We start from the raw sequence: 17,611 nt of genomic DNA on the forward strand, positions 1-17,611 counted from the left end.
TTTCTGGATATCAGTCATGATCCTTAGGTGTTCGTGATGTAGAGCACTGTCCTGCGAAGGCGGGATCACCATCAAGGAGGATGTAAGTGGCTAAAAATAGACGAATCACAACCCGCCTGCTGATTGCCGCCGGCGCAACGGTCCTGCTCGCGGCGTGCGCACCCGGTGAAGTTATCGGCGAAAACTCCGCGGAGGACACACCGCTTGAGGTGCAGAGTGTGGACCCGGCGGAATTTGCTGGCGAAACCCTTAGCTATGTGTACTTCACGGATGGCCCGGACGAACAGGCCACCAGAGACCTGATTGCAGAGTTCGAGCAGGAGCATGACGTGACCGTCGAGCTCGAGGTGCTGCCCTACGCGGACCTCGTGACGTCCACTCAGGCGCGGCTCTCCGGCGGCAACGCTCCCGACGTCGTAAGGCTCACCGGCTTAACCGACTTCCGTGCCGACCTGCTCGACCTGCGTACCTACCTCGGCGAAGACTACGCCGAGGAGTTCCTTCCCGGTCCGCTGACGGGAGCGCTCGGGGACAACGAGGAGCTTTTGGCGGTCCCTTCAGACGCTACGCTCAATGGGCCATTCGTCAACGTCGACCTGTTCGAGGAAGCAGGAGTGGACCTCCCCGACCCGGCCGATCCCTGGACCTGGGAGGAAATGGTCGACGCGGCCACCGAGGTGAAGGACGCCACCGGCACCGAGTACGCGTTCGCCATGGACAAATCGGGTCACCGCGTTTCGACAATTCTCAGCCAGTACGGAACGGCACTCGCCTCTGGCAACGAAGCCGTCCTCGATCCTGCCAAAGCAGAACAGGCACTGACCCCACTCATTGAAATGATGGAAGACAACCGCATGCCGCGCGACTTCTGGCTCGGTTCCGGCACACGGTATGAGGGCGCAAACGAAATCTTCCTCGCTCAGGACACCCCGGTTTACCTGTCCGGGAACTGGCAGGTTGGACAGTTCGCCGAGAATGCTGAATTCAACTGGGCGGTTGCCCCCAACCCCTGCGCGGAAGAATGCGGCGGATTCCCGGGCGGCAAATACATGGCGGCGCTCGCCGAAGGTCCCAACCCGGCTTTGGCCGCCGAATTCATTCGCTTCATGAACACCACTGAGAACCAGGAAACGTTCATCACCGCCAGCGGCTTCCTGCCCACAAGGGCAGATCTGTCTGAGCAAGGCGTTGAGTATCCAGACCGTCAGGAAGATATGGACGTTTTCCTTGAGGACCTGGCCAGGACCCCCGAGCTCGGTTACGAAGCCAACGCAGCCCCCGCGCTTGCAGGTGCAGGAACCGAACTTGTCGATGAGATCTCCCAGGTTCTTGCCGGCGAGAAAGACCTGTCAACGGCTGTTAGCGACCTTAAAGCCAGCACAGAAGCCCTCGTGGAGGAACTCGCGCCATGATTGAGGCGCCTGCCAAGCAGGCCCAGCGGCGTCGCAAGCCGCCGCTGGGCCTGCGCCTGGCCCCCTATCTGTTCCTTCTTCCCAACATGGCAATTTTTGGCCTGTTCACCATCTGGCCCGCCATCAACGGTCTGAACATCTCCCTGTATTCCTCGTCCAACGGGCGCACCTTCGAGTACGAAGGAACAGGGAATTATCAGCAGATCCTCGGGGACGCCGAGTTCTGGGACATCGTGATCAGCACCGTCATCTACGCGGTGGCGTTCGTCCTCCTGTCCGTCGTCATAGGCGTCATGCTGGCAGTCCTGGTGGACCAGCAGCGACGGGGCCGATCCTTTTTCAGAGCCGCGTTCTTCATCCCGGTCCTTATTTCGCCGGTGGTGGTCGGTCTGGTCTGGAACTGGATGCTGGAACGTCAGAACGGTCTAGTCAACACGTTTCTCGGCACCTTCGGCGTCCCGGAAATCCCCTGGCTGGTCGATAGCTCCCTCGCACTGATCGCCGTCATCGTAGTCGGGGTCTGGATGCAAGTGGGCTTCTACATGCTGATCCTTTTGGCGGGCCTTCAAAGCATTGACCCAACCCTTTACGAGGCTGCCGGCATCGACGGAGCCTCACGCTGGCGCCAGTTCCTCAACATCACCTTTCCGCTTCTCCAGCCCAGCATCCTCGTTGTCGTGGTGCTGGCAACCATCCACGGATTCCAGGCATTCGACTACATCTACACCCTCACGGGCGGCGGGCCGGTGGGAGCAACAACGCTCATCGTCCAATACATCTATGAGAACGGTTTCGTCTCACCCATCAGGTACGGCGCTGCGGCAGCCGGGAGCGTCCTGCTCTTCTGCGCAATATTCGCGATCACGATCGTCAACTACCTGATCGGACGCAAGAGGGAGGCAGTATGAGCACCGCCCAGACCGTCGAGTCGCCACGCGGCTCGCGTCTGAAAAACTCGTGGACCACTACGGGCCAGCGGAAAGTCACGTCGACCGACGCACTGCGCGTCACGATCCTGACCACCTCTGCGCTCGTAGCACTTATTCCCATTCTTTGGCTGGTGCTTGGTTCGTTCAAGACCCCCACCGAGTTGTCAGAGCGGCCGCCGAGCCTGCTTCCTGATTCCTGGGGCCTCACCAACTATGCCGAGGCCCTGACCCGGTTCGATTTCGGCACCTATCTGATGAATAGTGTCATCGTCACGATCGCAGCGACCGCGCTAACCCTCGTCATCAACTCTATGGCTGCCTACGCCCTGGCGAAATACAACTTCCGCGGCAGGAACGCACTGTTCCTGCTGACGCTTGCGACGATCATGATTCCACTCCAGGTCATCCTGATCCCGGTGTACCAGGTGGTTGCGTCCTTCGGGATGGTCAACACCCTATGGGGGCTGATCATCCCGGCGGCGGCCACGCCAACCGGGGTCTTCATCCTGCGCCAGTACATGCTGTCCATTCCCGATGAATTGATTGAGGCCGCACGCGTTGACGGCGCGGGGGAATTCAAGATCTTCCTTCGCATCGTGCTGCCGGTCTGTCGACCAGCCCTCGCCGTAGTGGCTATCCTGTCGATTATGTGGCGCTGGAATGACTTCCTCTGGCCCCTGGTGGTGGCACAAAGCGAAAGTGTCTACACGCTGCCAGTAGCTCTGGCCCGGTTCACCGCGCAGGAAACCGTGCCATTCAACCTCATCATCGCCATGAGCGTGGTCAGCATTTTGCCAGTCATCATTCTGTTCCTGTTCTTCCAGAAACAGATCACCACGGGCATCGCGAACACCGGCATCAAGTAATCCCCTTCACCATCCCCACTCCAGACGCAAAGGAAAACTAGACCCAAATGAGTGAAGCTTCGAAGCCAACGAACAGGACCGTGCATGCCACGGGACCGGACGGCACCATCCGCGATTGGTTGGTATCCCCCGCGTGGGCGGCACCGTGTGGTGATTTGGAGAACTTCCTTTCCCCTGACGGGAATCCGTGGGGCGAGGGTCGATGGGTCCTGACCAATGGTCCCGACGTCGGCGACCTGAAGGAACGGCTCTACCAGGCTCATCCCATCACCACACAGGCGCTTCCGGAGCCACAAGAGGGCGGAGACATCCAGTGGTCCGCTGATGGGACGGTATTTCAAGCCAATTGGCGGCGGACGCGCACCGGCAAGGACGGGCTTCTGGATTGGTCCGCATTCTGCTTCACTCCTGAGTACCGGTATTCATTGGCAAGCACTGTCCTTGAGGTCGACCAAAGCGATTGGCGCACCATCGAGCTACACACCACAGGCCCATTCGTCCTGTGGCTAGACGGCGAAGTGGTGCTTCAGAGCGGCAAGGTTTCCTATATGGAACCGGAGGTCCACTCGGTGCGGGTCCGGCTGCATTCCCGCACCACAACGGTTCACCTGGCAATGTGGCAGGTTGCCTTCCGCGAGTGCCGCCAGATTGCCAGGCTCCGCGTGGTCGGGCTGCCGGTACGTGTGGTGATTCCCTCGCCGGGTGCAGACGAGTCCGCGGCCCGGCTGGCCGAAACGATTCTCGCGCAGGTAGCCTCCCGGTCCTGGGCTCAGGAAGGCCGGGAGGGTACGCTGCGGGCACCGGCTGGCACAGCACTGCGGCTTCGCGTCGGCGAGCACGCCGCCTGGCAGCATCTGCGTGCCGATGAGAACGGCACCGTAACCTACCTGCTGGAGGACGCGCCGGAGGAGGAAGACGAGGGTGCCGACGTCGCCCGGACAGCGGGAGCGTCGATGCTCTCCAGTGGTGAAAGCATCGTGGAGGTGGGCCTCGACGATGCACGCTGCCCACAGACCCTGCGCATGCGTGTGGCTGTCCTGCCACCGTTGAGCACCAATGAACCGTCCGGAGACCCCGAGTCCTGGCGGCATGAGGTGCTGGAACACATTACCGGCCGGGGTGAGGCCCCGCCACGGGAAACAGGCGTCGCTGGCCTGCTTGGACGCTACGCTCTGGATGACACGACTACGGTAGGCGCCGAAGACCTGGAGTCCGCCCTCCATCGCGTCCTTACCCGCGGTGACTGCGCCGACTTTGAAGTGGTGTCCCTGCTGTTGGCCTGGCATTGGATTCCGGAGCAGCAGTGGGATGCAGCGGTCCGCACGGAAGTCGCGGCAGCGATCACGGGCATGAAGTACTGGATCACCCAGCCTGGTCTGGACGCCATGTGCTACTTCACCGAAAACCACCAGTTCGTCTGGCACGTCGCTGAACTACTCGCCGGAGAAACCTTCCCCGACGCGGTGTTCGACGTCGATTGCCGGTCCGGCAGCGAACATGCTGCCGAGGCCAGCGCGCGAGCGGCAGGATGGCTTACCCGCAAACTGCGGGGAGGATTCAGTGAGTTCGACTCCAACGCCTATCTCGCCATCGACAGCTATGCACTGTGCGCATTGATCGAACTCAGCCAAGAGGAGTCACTGGTCAACGCCTCCCGGACACTGTTGGACAAGGTTCTCGTCACCCTGGCCACCAACTCCTGGCGTGGCACCCACGGGGCAGCGCACGGAAGGTCGTACGTTCATACCTTGCGTAGCTCGCGATTCGAGGAGACCTCCCCCATCCTCCGGCTCATCGCTGGCGTCGGGACGCTCAATGACGCGGTACTACCCGTCACGGCGCTCACCTTGGCACGAAAGTATTCCATCCCGGATGTCGTCAGGGAGCTCGCCGGAAATCAGCCTGACGAATGGTGGGGGCGGCAGGTCTACCGCGGCGAACTTGCCTACGACCGCGACCTCCTGGAACGCCCGTACCGCTCGGATCTGCGAATCTATAAGACGCCCGATGTGATGCTTTCAAGCGTGCAGGATTACCGGGCTGGCCTACCCGGGCTGCAGGAGCACGTCTGGGGTGCGACGCTCGGGCGGGAACTGCAGGTCTTCGTCACCCATCCAGCGAATTCCGACACCGGGTCCTCTGCCCGGCCGAACGCGTGGGCGGGGCACCGGATACTTCCTCGAGTACATCAACACCGTGAGTCGCTGGTGCACCTCCAGCGGTTCACCACCACCGATCCTGAACGCACAACTCACCTGTGGCTGCCCATTACCCAGACCGACGAGCACGTTGTCATCGGCGACTGGATCCTCGCCCGGCGGGGGAACGGTTACGTCGCTGTCGCAACCCCTGGCGGCGTACGGGAAATGTTCGACGGCGAAACGGCGGGGCAGGAATGGCTTCCGGCGCGGGGTGGATCCGTCTGGGTGGGTGTGGTGGGCCGGGCAACTGTGGACGGGGATTTTGCCCAGTGGGTCGAGCGTCTCACCGCCAACCCTATTGATTGGCACCCGCGCGGAGAACAGGATCCGGGCGTCCGTTTCCAGCGCCACGGCAAGCCGACGCTGGAAGTCAGCTTCGATACGGCCTTCCTGGTGGATGGCGTTCCCGCTGGACTAGTTGACGGTGTCCCCGAACGTGATCCCCATCTGGAAAACCCGGCAGTGTGCGCTGAATTCGGGGATCCGGTCACGGACGTCAACTGGAATGGTAAGTCCCTGCGGCTTGAGGTCGCCGAAGCGCTCTCAGGGATGGCAAACCGATATCCGCTCGACGCAGCGAGTATTCCCAAGGAACACGCGGGGAGAGTGTTCCATGGCGGGTGAAGACACAACGTCGGCCGAGCTGTCCTCACCGCCAGTTACCGCACTGTCCCGCGAACAACTGATTGCAGGCATTGACGACCTGGAGACTGCCCTGATCTCCCGAACCGCCGGAACCGGCATCGAACGGTGGTTCTGGGGCGAGGGAGTGTGCCTGCTCGCCGTATGGCGTGCGGCGGCCGCCCGCGGGGCAGCGAGCCCCGAACTCGTCACCACCTTTGCCAAGTCCTTCATTGCTAGCCCGCCTGCACTGGAGCACGTTAACAACCTCGCCCCAGGTGCGGCCATCGCGGAACTCCACCGCAGGGCACCCAGCGCAGGGACGAAGGCACTGCTCGAAGCCTGCATCAGATGGTACGAGAAAGCGCCAGAAGCCACCCGAGCTCCTAACGGCGCATTGGAGCACTGGCCTGACGGCGTGTGGGCGGACACCGTCTACATGGCCGGCGAGTTCCTGCTCCGCGCTGGGGTCACCCTGGAACGGTCTGAACTCGTGCAGGACGCAGTCAACCAATGGATCGCCCACGCTGAGCTGCTGCAGGACGAGGACACCGGACTCTTTGCGCACGGCACCCACGCAGGTACCCGGATTGATAACTTCTGGGGCCGGGCCAACGCCTGGACAGCGCTTGCCGCCGCCGACCTACTGGCACTTGCACCAACCGCGGATGGAATCGACGAGGTCAGCGAGCGTCTCCAACGGCAGTTGCACGCTTTGGCAACGCTGCAACCCCCGCACGGGGTCTGGGACGTTCTTGTTGACGGACAGGTGGAAGTTCGCGGCGTTCTGGAGACCTCAGCGGCTGCGGGAATCGGCGCAGCCATGCTTCGCACGGACGCATTCCTGCAAGGCGCGCCCCCGGCGCAACGGTCGTCTGTTGATCTGCGCGCCGCTGGCGAACTCGCCGTCCGCGGTGCGCTTGCCTACGTCAACGACGGCGTGCTGACCCGGGTGAGCGCCGGAACCGTTCTCCAACTCATCCCGTTCGGCTATTCAGTCATCCGCGATGACCGGATTCAACTGTGGGGGCAGGGTCTTGCACTCGAAGCAATCGCAGCCTGGCGCGAAACAACCAATCATCAGGAGAATGTATGATCACGGACCGGTATGCCCACAATCCCGACGACGTCGCCCTGATGACCACGCAGGAATTGCGTGAGTCCTTCCTCGGTGAAAATCTCTTTCAACCGGGTCAGGTCAATGGACTCCACACACACCACGACCGTATCCTCGCACTGGGCATCGTGCCTTTGGACGAGCCTCTGGCGCTTCCGGTTCCTGACTTGGTTCGCGCCGAGCATCTACTGCAGCGGCGTGAAGCTGGCGTCATCAACCTCGGGGGCCCCGGCGTCGTCAGCGCTGGCGGAATCGACTACGCACTGGACCACACGGAGACCATGTATCTGGGCCGGGGCACGTCGGATGTATCGTTCTCGTCAGAGGATTCCGGGAACCCAGCAGCGTTCTATGTGTTCACCGCGACTTCGCATCAGGATTTACCCACCACACTGATTACCCCGGACATGGTGAATGTGGTGGAGCTGGGTTCTGCTGAGGCCGCCAACCGCAGGACACTCAACCAGTGCATCTACGAGGGCGGCACCCGAAGTTCACAGATTGCCTTCGGTTACACCCGGATTCATGAAGGCAGCGCGTGGAACACCATGCCGGCACATACGCATGACCGGCGGACGGAGTGCTACCTCTACTTCGATCTTCACCCGGCAGAGCGGGTCTTCCATTTCATGGGTGAGGCTAACGAAACAAGGCATTTGGTGGTCGCGAACCGTCAACTAGTCATTTCGCCCAGCTGGTCTGTGCACTTCGGCGCGGGCACTGGAGCCTACACCTTCGTCTGGGCGACGGCTGGCGAAAACACCACGTATAACGACATGGACGGCGTCCACGTCACGGAGATGGCATGAGCGTTTCAGGCAACGTGCTTGCGTTTGTCGATGCGTTGGGCTTGGTCCCTGTTGTGGTCATCGATGATGCCAAGCATGCAGTACAACTACTGACCGCGCTGAAAGATGCCGGGCTGCCACTCGCTGAGATCACCTTCCGAACACCTGCTGCGGCCGACGCGCTGCGTGCCGTGGCGGACTCCGGCCTTACCGAGGGGCCCCACCGGGTGCTCCTGGGTGCCGGGACCGTGACCACTGTAGAGCAGGTTGATGTCGCTGTCTCGGCTGGTGCCGAGTTTGTTGTGTCGCCGGGCTTCAATCCGAGGATCGTGCAGCATTGCCAGGACCGCGGTGTCGTGGTTATCCCTGGTGCGGTTACCGCCACCGAGATTCAGGGGTGCGTGGAGATGGGGCTCACCACGTTGAAGTTTTTTCCGGCGGGCACTTCGGGTGGTGCTGAGGCTGTCAAGGCGTTCGCGGGCCCCTTCGCCGACGTGCGTATAGTCCCGACGGGCGGCATCGATCTGAGCAATCTTGCCAGCTACCTTAGCCTGCCCAACGTCAGTGCGGTAGGCGGTAGTTGGATGGTCCCACGTCAGGCCATTCGGACCGGGGATTTCGCTCTGATTCAGACACTGGCCGCAGAGTCCGTCCAGGTGGCCCGTTCTGCCAAGCCTGGGGTGAACCAGTGATTCCACCCAGTGAAGGACGACCACTAGGCGTGATCACCCTCGGTGAGACGATGGCGCTGCTGAAAACGGAGGGTGTTGGGCCACTCTCCCACGCGGGGTCCCTCACCATAGGCATCGGCGGCGCCGAGAGCAATGTTGCCGTTGCGTTGAAGCGGTTGGGTGCACCGGCCACCTGGATCGGCCGGATCGGTGATGACAGTTTCGGACAACTGATTCAGCGTGAACTCCTCGCCGAGGGGGTCAACGCTCTGTGTATCAGTGACCCTTCCGCGTCGACTGGCCTCATGATCAAGGAGCGGCGAACCCCGAACTCCATTCGGGTGTCCTACTATCGCGGTGACAGTGCCGGGTCACATCTGGGCAGGGGCGACATCCCCTGCGACCTGTTTCCCCGGGCACAGCTGTTGCACTTCACCGGCATTACACCGGCATTGTCGGACTCCGCAGCCGACGCCGTCAGATATGCCATTGAGTGCGCTAAAGTTGCTGGGCTCGCGATCTCGTTCGACCTCAACTACCGCTCCTCGCTTTGGTCAGCGCAAGCTGCCCGCAAGGCCTATCTTGAGCTCATTCCCCAATGCGACATTGTCTTCGCCGGTGATGACGAGGCCGCGATCGCAGTGGGCGAAGCCGACAGTCCGACCCTCCTCGCCAAACGGCTGGTGGCGCTCGGTCCGACTGAGGCAGTAATCAAGCTGGGGGCTTCAGGTTGCGTCGCCCTGGTCGACGAGGAGAGGTACCATCAACCCGCCATCGCAATCGAGGCTGTTGACACCGTGGGTGCGGGGGACGCATTCGTAGGGGGTTACCTCGGGGAACTTCTCGCCGGCAAAACCGTTCCGCAGCGTTTGCTGACAGCGGTCCGGACGGGCGCATTTGCTTGTCTGGTGCCCGGTGATTGGGAAGGGCTGCCCCGGCGATCGGAGCTCGCATTGCTTGAAGTGCCCGAACCCGTAATTCGCTGAGACGACTGGACCACGCAAGAGGGCACGTCGCCTGGGCCTGGGCCGGGCGGACGTTCTCAACGCCGCGCTCGACGGTTTAGTGGCGACCACGTCCCTCGCCATCAACCAGGTGTTCCTGGCCAGCGTGCTCATCTACGTCCCGGTACCCACGTTGATGGTGCGCCTATCTCTTGTACTCAAACCACGAGTCAACTGAGTCGAGAACATTCTTGTCAGCATTCTCGGTACCCTGAGCATTCTCGTGTCATGTATTGGCGAGGTTGCCGCCCGGGACACTCGGTGGGCGTGCCGTGTCCACAGCTGGCAAGGACTTAGCCTCTACACTCGTGGGATACACCCCAGGCTTTCGATCCGGGGCGCTGTCTTTCCCTAGGCGAAGGAGTCTGCGGTGATCAGCTCTTTCCTTGCACAGCATTCATCAGTGGCACCTATTTTCTTGTGGAGTGCAGTCGCCGCGAGCGCTTTCCTCGGATGGCTGCTCCACCGGTTTGGGAAGTCCCGTGCGCTTCTGGTCCTTGCGTGTATTGGCCTGATCGGTGCTCTCGCGCTGACCGTCACCCCGTCGACCAGCCAGCCCACCACCTTTTGCCTGGTCCACTTCTCGGGACCGTTCCAAGGGATTGAACCCCTGGCCAACGTCGCGATGTTGCTTCCGCTGACACTGTTTGCAGCTCTTGGATGGCGGCGCCCACTGCCGGTGCTCTTCGCAGTCTCAGGCCTGTCAGCCCTTATCGAGATTATTCAGGCGCTCACGCCGAGCCTTGGCCGCACCTGCGACACGAACGACTGGTTCATGAATACCCTAGGTGCCGCTATCGGCACGCTACTGGCGGCTGGAATTGGCGCCTTGGAGACCCGTCGCAGGCGCCGAACAGGCGAATAGCCTCGATCCAAAAGAGGCCGTGTAATGTCCTCTTTCCGCCCGCCGTGCTTACGTCCTCTAGGGTGGTGGTAGTGACACGGGGTGCTGACCGCCAACGGTGCAGCTGAGAATTCACACCCGTTGAACCTGATCTAGTTCGAACTAGCGAAGGGATGTCGCGGATGGCTATTCGCTATACATCGTTTGACTGTGCCGTGCTCGTTGACGCTTTGAGGGTCCAGAGACCGCTTGTGCAGTGTATTACCAACGCTGTCGTCACAAATTTCACGGCGAATGTTTTGCTGGCCGTCGGTGCGGCCCCCGCAATGGTGGATATCCCCTCGGAAGCGGGACAGTTCACGTCCGTGGCTTCCGGACTCCTGATTAATCTGGGGACTCCCCGGGAGGAGCAGCGGGCCGCGATGGTTGAGGCCGTTTCTGCGGCCAGTGACGCCGGGATTCCATGGGTTTTGGATCCGGTGGCCATTGGGTCCCTGACGGTCCGCACCGCGCTGGCGCGTCAACTTGTTGAGCGTCGACCGAGCATCATCCGCGGCAATGCTTCGGAAATCCTGGCTCTGGCCGGGGCAGGTGCTGGAGGCAGAGGGGTGGATTCGACGGAGAGTCCCGTGGCAGCCGCGGAGGCCGCAAAGCATCTTGCTGCCGCGTTCTCCGCAACGGTGGCAGTGTCAGGTGCAGTGGACCTGATCACGGGTCCCGACGGCGAAGCCGTCACCGTGGCGAACGGACACCCGTTGCTGACCCAGGTGACAGGTGGTGGGTGCGCCCTCGGCGCAGTCATGGCCGCCTTCGCTTCCCTGACCGATGATCCTCTGCTCGCGGCCACGGCGGCAACAGCCGTCTACACCGTTGCAGCGGAGCAGGCAGCTAGGGGAGCGCACGGGCCGGGAAGTTTTGCAGTCGGGTTCGTTGACCGATTGGCGGGCGTCACTCCCGACGACGTCGTTACCGCATTGAACCTCCGCCATGCAGCCACGCCGGACGGCATCCGGTGAACCAGCCGAATACCAGGCCAGATTTTAGGCAGCGCCTCCCGCTTTACCTGGTAACCGATACCAGCCAGTGCGTTCCGCGAACGGTAACCGCTGTGGCTGCCGCAGCGGTGGCGGGTGGAGCAACGGTGGTTCAGGTGCGAGACAAGGAGGCGTCATCCCGGGATTTGCTGCACCTGCTGATGGCGGTCGCGGACTCTGTAGGAAACGTGGTCCCGGTGCTGGTCGATGACCGGGTGGACATCTTTCTTGCGGCGCGGGCGGCAGGGGCACGGGTGGCCGGAGTGCATGTTGGCCAGTCCGACCTGCCCGCGGAGCTGGTTCGCACCCTCGTAGGGCCGGAAGCCATTGTTGGATTGAGCGCGGCAACTGGACCGGAGATCCAGACGGCGCACCGCCTGCCTGAAGGGACGGTGGACTATCTGGGGGTTGGGGCCATTCACGCCACTGCCACGAAGGCGAATCATCCCCGGCCGCTGGGCGTTGACGGTTTCAGAGCCCTCATTGAGTCAAGCACCCTGCCCTGCGTCGCGATTGGCGGCATCAGCCGTGCCGACGCGCGTCCGCTGCGGGATGCGGGCGCTGCCGGAATGGCCGTCGTGTCTGCGGTCTGCACCGCCATCGATCCACAGGCAGCGGCCGAAGACCTGAGGGCGGAGTGGCGCCGGTGAAGAGTCGCGATCTACGCAGTATTCCGCGGGTCCTCAGCATTGCCGGGACAGATCCGACCGGAGGGGCTGGGATTCAGGCAGACCTGAAAAGTATCGCCGCCCTGGGCGGATACGGGATGGCCGTTGTCACTTCTCTCGTGGCGCAGAACACCCGTGGCGTCCGCTCCGTACACACACCCCCGGCACGCTTTCTCGCCGAGCAACTTGAGGCGGTCAGTGATGACGTGGCGATCGATGCGGTGAAAATCGGCATGCTCGCAGATGCGGCGACCATTGCCGTCGTTCGCGACTGGCTTGACCGGGTGCGGCCGCCGGTGGTGGTCCTGGATCCGGTCATGATCGCCACCAGCGGGGACAGGCTCTTGGCGTCCAATGCGGAGGCCGCGCTGCGGGAGCTGGTGAGCCAGGCGGATCTGGTCACCCCGAATCTTCCCGAGCTGGCGGGCCTCCTGGATGAACCTGTCGCCGCGGATTGGCTCGCAGCGATTGAACAGGGCCGGAACTTGTCCCGGGCCTGCGGGACCGTTGTGCTCGTCAAGGGCGGCCATCTGGCAGGGGAAACCAGCCCTGACGCTCTCGTCGATGCTATGAGCGTCGTAGGTGCTACGGGAGGAGACGTTGTCGAATTCTCTTCCCCGCGGGTAACCACAAAGAACACTCACGGAACTGGATGTTCGTTGTCCTCCGCCGTAGCCACCGTCATGGCTCGCACGGGTGAGTGGTCCGTTGCTGTTTCCCAGGCCAAGGACTGGCTGCAGGACGCACTTATTCACGCCGACGAATTACACGTCGGGCAGGGCAACGGGCCAATCAACCACTTCCACCGGTTATGGGCCACAGCGGAAACAACCACGCGCGGAGGGCACTAACCGCCATCAGTGGAGATGGCGTGTCCTGTTTGTTTCGGGTCCGATGAATCCACCGACGAGCACCAGAAAACCGGCGAAAGCGAGCAGCACCGCGATGGCTTCGTGCCGCCCCATCATGTCCTGCAACGGGGGCAGGTAATACGGGTAGAGGGCGGGAAGGACGATGGAAAGGCTGTACCCCACGCCATACCCGCTGGACCGCACCGCCGCCGGGAAGCGTTCAACGAGGTAGGCGCCCACGGGCCCGTATCCGGAAACCGTCACTATCTGCAGGGCCACCACCAGCACCACCACGCCGCTGATGCTGGCGGTGGAAAACACACCGAGGAACGTCATCGGGGCCAGAACCGCTCCAAGCAGACCGAATCCGATGAAGAAGGAGCGCCGCCCGGTGTAGGTCGATACGTGCCCGCAGGCCGCCATGAACACAGCGGACGCCGCGGTGGCACACATCATGGTGAAAGAAATGGCTTTCGCACCCAGGAGCCCATCTAATGCCAGTTCACTGGCCAGCGTGGGGATCGCCATATAGGTGAAAAGCCACAAGCCGCTCATCAACAGAAAAACCTGCCACAGTTCGCGGCGGTGCTCACCAACCAGAATGTCCTTCAGTGGGTTTACCCGCTTGGGCGACCGCTTCCAGACGGGAGAATCCCCAACACGCTTCCGGTAAAAGACCAGCATGCCGAATGCCAGCAAGGATCCGAGCAGGAACGGGATCCGCCAACCCCAAACGTTGTACGCATCCTCGTTCAGCACGGTGAGAAGGCCGAAGACCAGGGCCGCAATGCTGGCATTGGCCCACGGCGACATCCACATGATGAGTCCGCTGACCAGGCCGCGTCGCCTTGGTTCCGACCATTCCATCGCGAGCGGAATCGCCGATGTGTACTCGCCGCCCAGAAAAATCCCTCCGACGAATCGTAGGGCAATAATAGCCACCAGTGTCCCGCCGCCAAGAACGGTATGACCGGGAACCAGGGCGATGAGCAGGGTCGTCACCGCGATGCCTAACAACGCCACCTGGGTCGTGGCGGTTCGACCGATCCGATCCGCTATCGGACCGAAAATTGCGCCCCCCAACGGTCTTCCAAGGAGGGTCGCAATGAAAATCAGTCCTGCGTTGCCTGCGAGATTTTCCGGACCGAACAGGTGGGCGGCCGCGGGTGCCAGGGCGATGACGGGTAGGAAAATGTCGAACTGGTCGACGTAGTTGCCGAAGATCCCACCGCGTACGGCTCGCCGCGCGTCGAGCGGCATGGTCTTCCTGGGCGCGTTAAGTGCGCGGATATGAGGCATCGATCTCACTTCCTTCGCCGGCATTACCCGGACAGGTTCAACGGTCGAAGCTGCTTCAGCTTCCTCTCAGCCCGTGGCGCGGGCTCCCGTGTGGTGTTTGTTCTGCAAACACTAGAGCACGTTGAATGCCTCTCCGACATTTTTGTCCCTAAAGCCCCGTGTGCCTGCGTCATGTCCGACATTGGCGGACGGGATGTTAGTGTCGTGTCATCCACACGGGTGCCCTATTGCAAGGGCTGAGATTGGGCTGATGCAGCCCTTGACCGTCGAACCTGTCCGGGTCATGCCGGCGAAGGAAGTAGGAACCTTGAGTGCCGTTAATTCGCAGTCCCTTTCATATGTCCACGATTCTGAGCACGGCATCGCTGTGCCCGTCACCGAAATCGCCCTCGAAAACTCGCCGGGCAACCGCCCCAACGAACCACTCCGCGTCTACCGTACCGCCGGCCCAGGCAGTGACCCGGTGGTGGGCCTGCCACCACTGAGGCAGCCCTGGATCACCGGCCGGAACGACGTCGAGCAGTACCAGGGGCGCGAACGGAATTTGTTCGACGACGGCAGGTCGGCGATCCGTCGCGGGCGTTCCTCCCAGGAGTGGAAGGGTGTGCAGCCCATCCCACTGCGTTCCCGCGACGGCAGGGTTGTTACGCAGATGCACTACGCACGTCGCGGGGTCATCACCGAGGAGATGCGGTTTGTCGCGTTGCGCGAAAACTGCGACGTCGAACTGGTTCGGGCCGAAGTCGCAGCCGGGCGCGCAATCATTCCCAACAACATCAATCACCCCGAATCGGAGCCGATGATCATCGGCAAGGCCTTTCTCGTCAAGATCAACGCCAATATCGGCAACTCGGCGGTTACCAGCTCGATCGCCGAGGAAGTTAGCAAGATGCAGTGGGCCACCCAGTGGGGCGCGGACACCGTCATGGACCTTTCCACAGGAGATGACATTCACACCACCCGTGAGTGGCTCATCCGCAACTCCCCAGTGCCCATTGGCACCGTACCCATCTACCAGGCATTGGAGAAGGTAAACGGGGAGGCTAGCGACCTCACCTGGGAAATCTTCCGTGACACTGTTATTGAGCAGTGCGAGCAGGGTGTCGACTATATGACCATCCACGCCGGGGTACTGCTGCGCTACGTTCCGCTCACCGCCGAGCGCGTCACGGGCATCGTTTCCCGCGGCGGGTCGATCATGGCCGGGTGGTGCCTGGCCCACCATCAGGAAAACTTCCTGTACACGCGCTTTGACGAATTATGTGAGATTTTCGCCCGGTACGACGTCGCCTTCTCACTGGGAGATGGCCTGCGGCCCGGTTCTATCGCTGACGCTAACGATGCCGCGCAGTTCGCCGAACTGGACACCCTCGCCGAACTCACGAAGCGGGCCTGGGCCTACGACGTCCAGGTCATGGTGGAGGGACCCGGCCACATCCCCTTCCACCTGGTTCGGGAGAACGTGGAAAGGCAACAAGAATTGTGCGACGGTGCGCCGTTCTACACCCTTGGCCCCCTGGTTACCGACATCGCGCCAGGCTACGACCACATCACCTCAGCAATAGGAGCGACCGAAATAGCCCGGTATGGCACCGCCATGCTCTGTTACGTGACGCCGAAGGAACACCTCGGCCTGCCCAATCGGGACGACGTCAAGACCGGAGTGATCACCTATAAGATCGCCGCGCATGCCGCCGATCTGGCGAAAGGACATCCGGGCGCCGGGGATCGGGACGACGCCCTCTCGAAGGCACGCTTCGAGTTCCGGTGGCGCGACCAGTTCGCGCTTTCGCTGGACCCCGAGACTGCTGAGCAGTTTCATGACGAAACACTTCCCGCCGAACCGGCGAAGACCGCCCACTTCTGCTCGATGTGCGGACCGAAGTTCTGTTCCATGCGGATCTCCCAGGACATAAGGGACCAGTTTGGAGGCGCCTCGGCGCAGGAGGCTATCGCCGGGATGGCTGGTAAGTCCTCCGAATTTCGCGCCGCCGGGGGCAAGGTCTACCTTCCCGCGCCGGTTCTCCCCCGAAACTAGGAGTTAGCGGGCTGGCGAAGGAGCACGCAGGTGACGGCCGCTTCCCCGCCGAGCCCGCGCAATGCAGTGGGTGACGTGGCTTTCAGGACGTTACCCACTGTTTCCTCCGGGGTCACTCCAGGTTGATCTCGGATTCGCTCTAGCTCCATAGCGTTGCTCCCATCAGGCAGTTGAGATGGGAAAAGCGAACCACATGTCATCAGAAATTATCGCGCGGCGGCGGAAGCGGCAACGCATGGAGCGGTTGTGGTTACCGGCGGTCTATTTGGCGCCCACCCTGGTGTTGCTGTGGGCCTTCGACATCTATCCAATCCTTTTGTCCGGGTGGATGAGTTTATGGCGTTGGGGTATCCAGCCCGAGCAATTCATCGGCCTGGACAACTACATCAGGATTGCCGAGCAGATCGGTGATGCCCCGGGAGGAGCACCCGGAGAAGTTGGCCAAAGCCTGGTGGTGACCGGCTTTTACGTCCTGGGTACCGTACCAGCGACTATCGTGATCGCGTTCGTGATTGCCAATCTGCTCAATTCGAAGATTCGGTTCTTGACCGCGCTGCGTACCGCCTATTTCGTCCCGTACATCACGTCCACAGTCGCCGCGGGGCTGGCGTTCGTCTGGCTGCTCAATCCCCAGGTCGGCTTGCTCAACTCGGTGATGGAGTGGCTGGGGCTGCCCCCGCAGCAATGGCTGCTGGACCCCGATCCCCTCGTACCCAAGCTGCTGGGTGCCGTAGGCATTGGCTGGCCTGACGGCGTTCCCGGGTTCCTGGCCGGGCCCAGCGTAGCCCTGGTGTGTGTGATGGCGTTCAGCGTGTGGAACACGTTGGGTTTCGCCGTCGTCATCATCCTGGCCGGCTTGATTACGATCGATCCCCAGGTGAAAGAGGCCGCTCGGATGGATGGGGTGAACTCGTGGCAGATGGCCACCCGCATCACCATGCCGCTGGTTTCACCAACCCTGTTCCTACTCCTGGTGGTGTCCACCATCCGGTCTTTCCAGAGTTTCAACGAGGTATACGTCCTCACCAGTGGCGGTGGCTACGGGGCAGGTGCCGGTTCGCCACTGGATTCAACCCTGACGCTACCGGTGCTCATCTTCCGCCACCTCTACGAGCGTCCCAGTTCGGTGGGATTCGCCGCGGCGTTGTCCATGCTCCTGTTCCTTCTTCTGCTGATCGTTACCCTGGTGCAATTTCGGTTCGCTGAGCGGCGCGTGCATTACGACTGAGTTCCCTTCGGAATTCCAGACCCCCCACCACCAGACCGAG

General features: G+C 62.0%; 15 protein-coding genes and 3 riboswitches. Of the genes, 14 read left to right on the forward strand and 1 reads right to left on the reverse strand.

From position 1 onward, the window contains the following. Positions 1–86 precede the first annotated feature (86 nt). From ACX80A_RS11410 to thiD, 12 genes are all read left to right on the forward strand, one after another. Positions 87–1,412: an ABC transporter substrate-binding protein gene (locus tag ACX80A_RS11410; RefSeq protein ID WP_459259827.1), complete on the forward strand. Its 1,326-nt coding sequence runs from the start codon at positions 87–89 to the stop codon at positions 1,410–1,412. Further along, positions 1,409–2,320 carry a carbohydrate ABC transporter permease gene (locus ACX80A_RS11415; protein ID WP_459259828.1) on the forward strand — a complete coding sequence of 304 codons (912 nt, stop codon included), beginning with the start codon at positions 1,409–1,411 and terminating at the stop codon, positions 2,318–2,320. The genes ACX80A_RS11410 and ACX80A_RS11415 overlap by 4 nt, the downstream gene beginning before the upstream one ends. Next, positions 2,317–3,207: a carbohydrate ABC transporter permease gene (locus ACX80A_RS11420; protein ID WP_459259829.1), complete on the forward strand. Its 891-nt coding sequence runs from the start codon at positions 2,317–2,319 to the stop codon at positions 3,205–3,207. The genes ACX80A_RS11415 and ACX80A_RS11420 overlap by 4 nt, the downstream gene beginning before the upstream one ends. Positions 3,208–3,254: 47 nt before the next feature. Next, the gene (locus ACX80A_RS11425; RefSeq protein ID WP_459259830.1) at positions 3,255–6,032 is read left to right on the forward strand and encodes a hypothetical protein; all 2,778 of its coding nucleotides are present in this window, start codon (positions 3,255–3,257) and stop codon (positions 6,030–6,032) included. Beyond that, positions 6,022–7,125, forward strand: a complete 1,104-nt coding sequence (locus tag ACX80A_RS11430) for a glycoside hydrolase family 88 protein (protein ID WP_459259831.1) — start codon at positions 6,022–6,024, stop codon at positions 7,123–7,125. The genes ACX80A_RS11425 and ACX80A_RS11430 overlap by 11 nt, the downstream gene beginning before the upstream one ends. Then, positions 7,122–7,955 (forward strand): 5-dehydro-4-deoxy-D-glucuronate isomerase, encoded by an 834-nt coding sequence (kduI, locus tag ACX80A_RS11435; protein ID WP_459259832.1) that lies wholly within the window; start codon positions 7,122–7,124, stop codon positions 7,953–7,955. Before ACX80A_RS11430 ends, kduI begins: the two co-directional genes overlap by 4 nt. Then, positions 7,952–8,626 carry a bifunctional 4-hydroxy-2-oxoglutarate aldolase/2-dehydro-3-deoxy-phosphogluconate aldolase gene (gene eda, locus ACX80A_RS11440; protein ID WP_459259833.1) on the forward strand — a complete coding sequence of 225 codons (675 nt, stop codon included), beginning with the start codon at positions 7,952–7,954 and terminating at the stop codon, positions 8,624–8,626. Before kduI ends, eda begins: the two co-directional genes overlap by 4 nt. A gap of 29 nt (positions 8,627–8,655) precedes the next feature. Further along, on the forward strand, positions 8,656–9,591 hold the full coding sequence (locus ACX80A_RS11445) for a sugar kinase (RefSeq protein WP_459259834.1): 936 nt from the start codon (positions 8,656–8,658) through the stop codon (positions 9,589–9,591). A 421-nt stretch (positions 9,592–10,012) separates the two neighbouring features. Then, positions 10,013–10,474 carry a VanZ family protein gene (locus ACX80A_RS11450; protein WP_459259835.1) on the forward strand — a complete coding sequence of 154 codons (462 nt, stop codon included), beginning with the start codon at positions 10,013–10,015 and terminating at the stop codon, positions 10,472–10,474. 67 nt (positions 10,475–10,541) lie between these two features. Continuing rightward, positions 10,542–10,644: riboswitch (TPP riboswitch) on the forward strand. Further along, positions 10,636–11,469: a hydroxyethylthiazole kinase gene (gene thiM, locus ACX80A_RS11455; protein ID WP_459259836.1), complete on the forward strand. Its 834-nt coding sequence runs from the start codon at positions 10,636–10,638 to the stop codon at positions 11,467–11,469. Its footprint overlaps the riboswitch before it by 9 nt. Further along, positions 11,466–12,137 (forward strand): thiamine phosphate synthase, encoded by a 672-nt coding sequence (gene thiE, locus ACX80A_RS11460; RefSeq protein ID WP_459259837.1) that lies wholly within the window; start codon positions 11,466–11,468, stop codon positions 12,135–12,137. The genes thiM and thiE overlap by 4 nt, the downstream gene beginning before the upstream one ends. Beyond that, positions 12,134–13,006, forward strand: a complete 873-nt coding sequence (gene thiD / locus ACX80A_RS11465) for a bifunctional hydroxymethylpyrimidine kinase/phosphomethylpyrimidine kinase (RefSeq protein WP_459259838.1) — start codon at positions 12,134–12,136, stop codon at positions 13,004–13,006. Before thiE ends, thiD begins: the two co-directional genes overlap by 4 nt. Positions 13,007–13,012: 6 nt before the next feature. Here thiD and ACX80A_RS11470 read toward each other — a convergent pair whose 3' ends face one another. Further along, the gene (locus ACX80A_RS11470; protein WP_459259839.1) at positions 13,013–14,305 is read right to left on the reverse strand and encodes an MFS transporter; all 1,293 of its coding nucleotides are present in this window, start codon (positions 14,303–14,305) and stop codon (positions 13,013–13,015) included. Next, positions 14,298–14,405: riboswitch (TPP riboswitch) on the reverse strand. Its footprint overlaps the gene before it by 8 nt. A gap of 105 nt (positions 14,406–14,510) precedes the next feature. Beyond that, positions 14,511–14,620, forward strand: a riboswitch (TPP riboswitch). On the opposite strand from ACX80A_RS11470, the gene thiC reads away from it, so the two are divergent. Then, entirely contained in the window at positions 14,613–16,343 is a 1,731-nt protein-coding gene (gene thiC / locus ACX80A_RS11475; RefSeq protein ID WP_459259840.1) for a phosphomethylpyrimidine synthase ThiC, read from the forward strand. (Overlaps the previous riboswitch by 8 nt.) Positions 16,344–16,536: 193 nt before the next feature. Beyond that, on the forward strand, positions 16,537–17,571 hold the full coding sequence (locus tag ACX80A_RS11480; RefSeq protein ID WP_459259842.1) for a carbohydrate ABC transporter permease: 1,035 nt from the start codon (positions 16,537–16,539) through the stop codon (positions 17,569–17,571). Positions 17,572–17,611: the final 40 nt, after the last annotated feature.

The sequence above is a fragment of the Arthrobacter sp. TMN-50 genome (assembly GCF_054511125.1).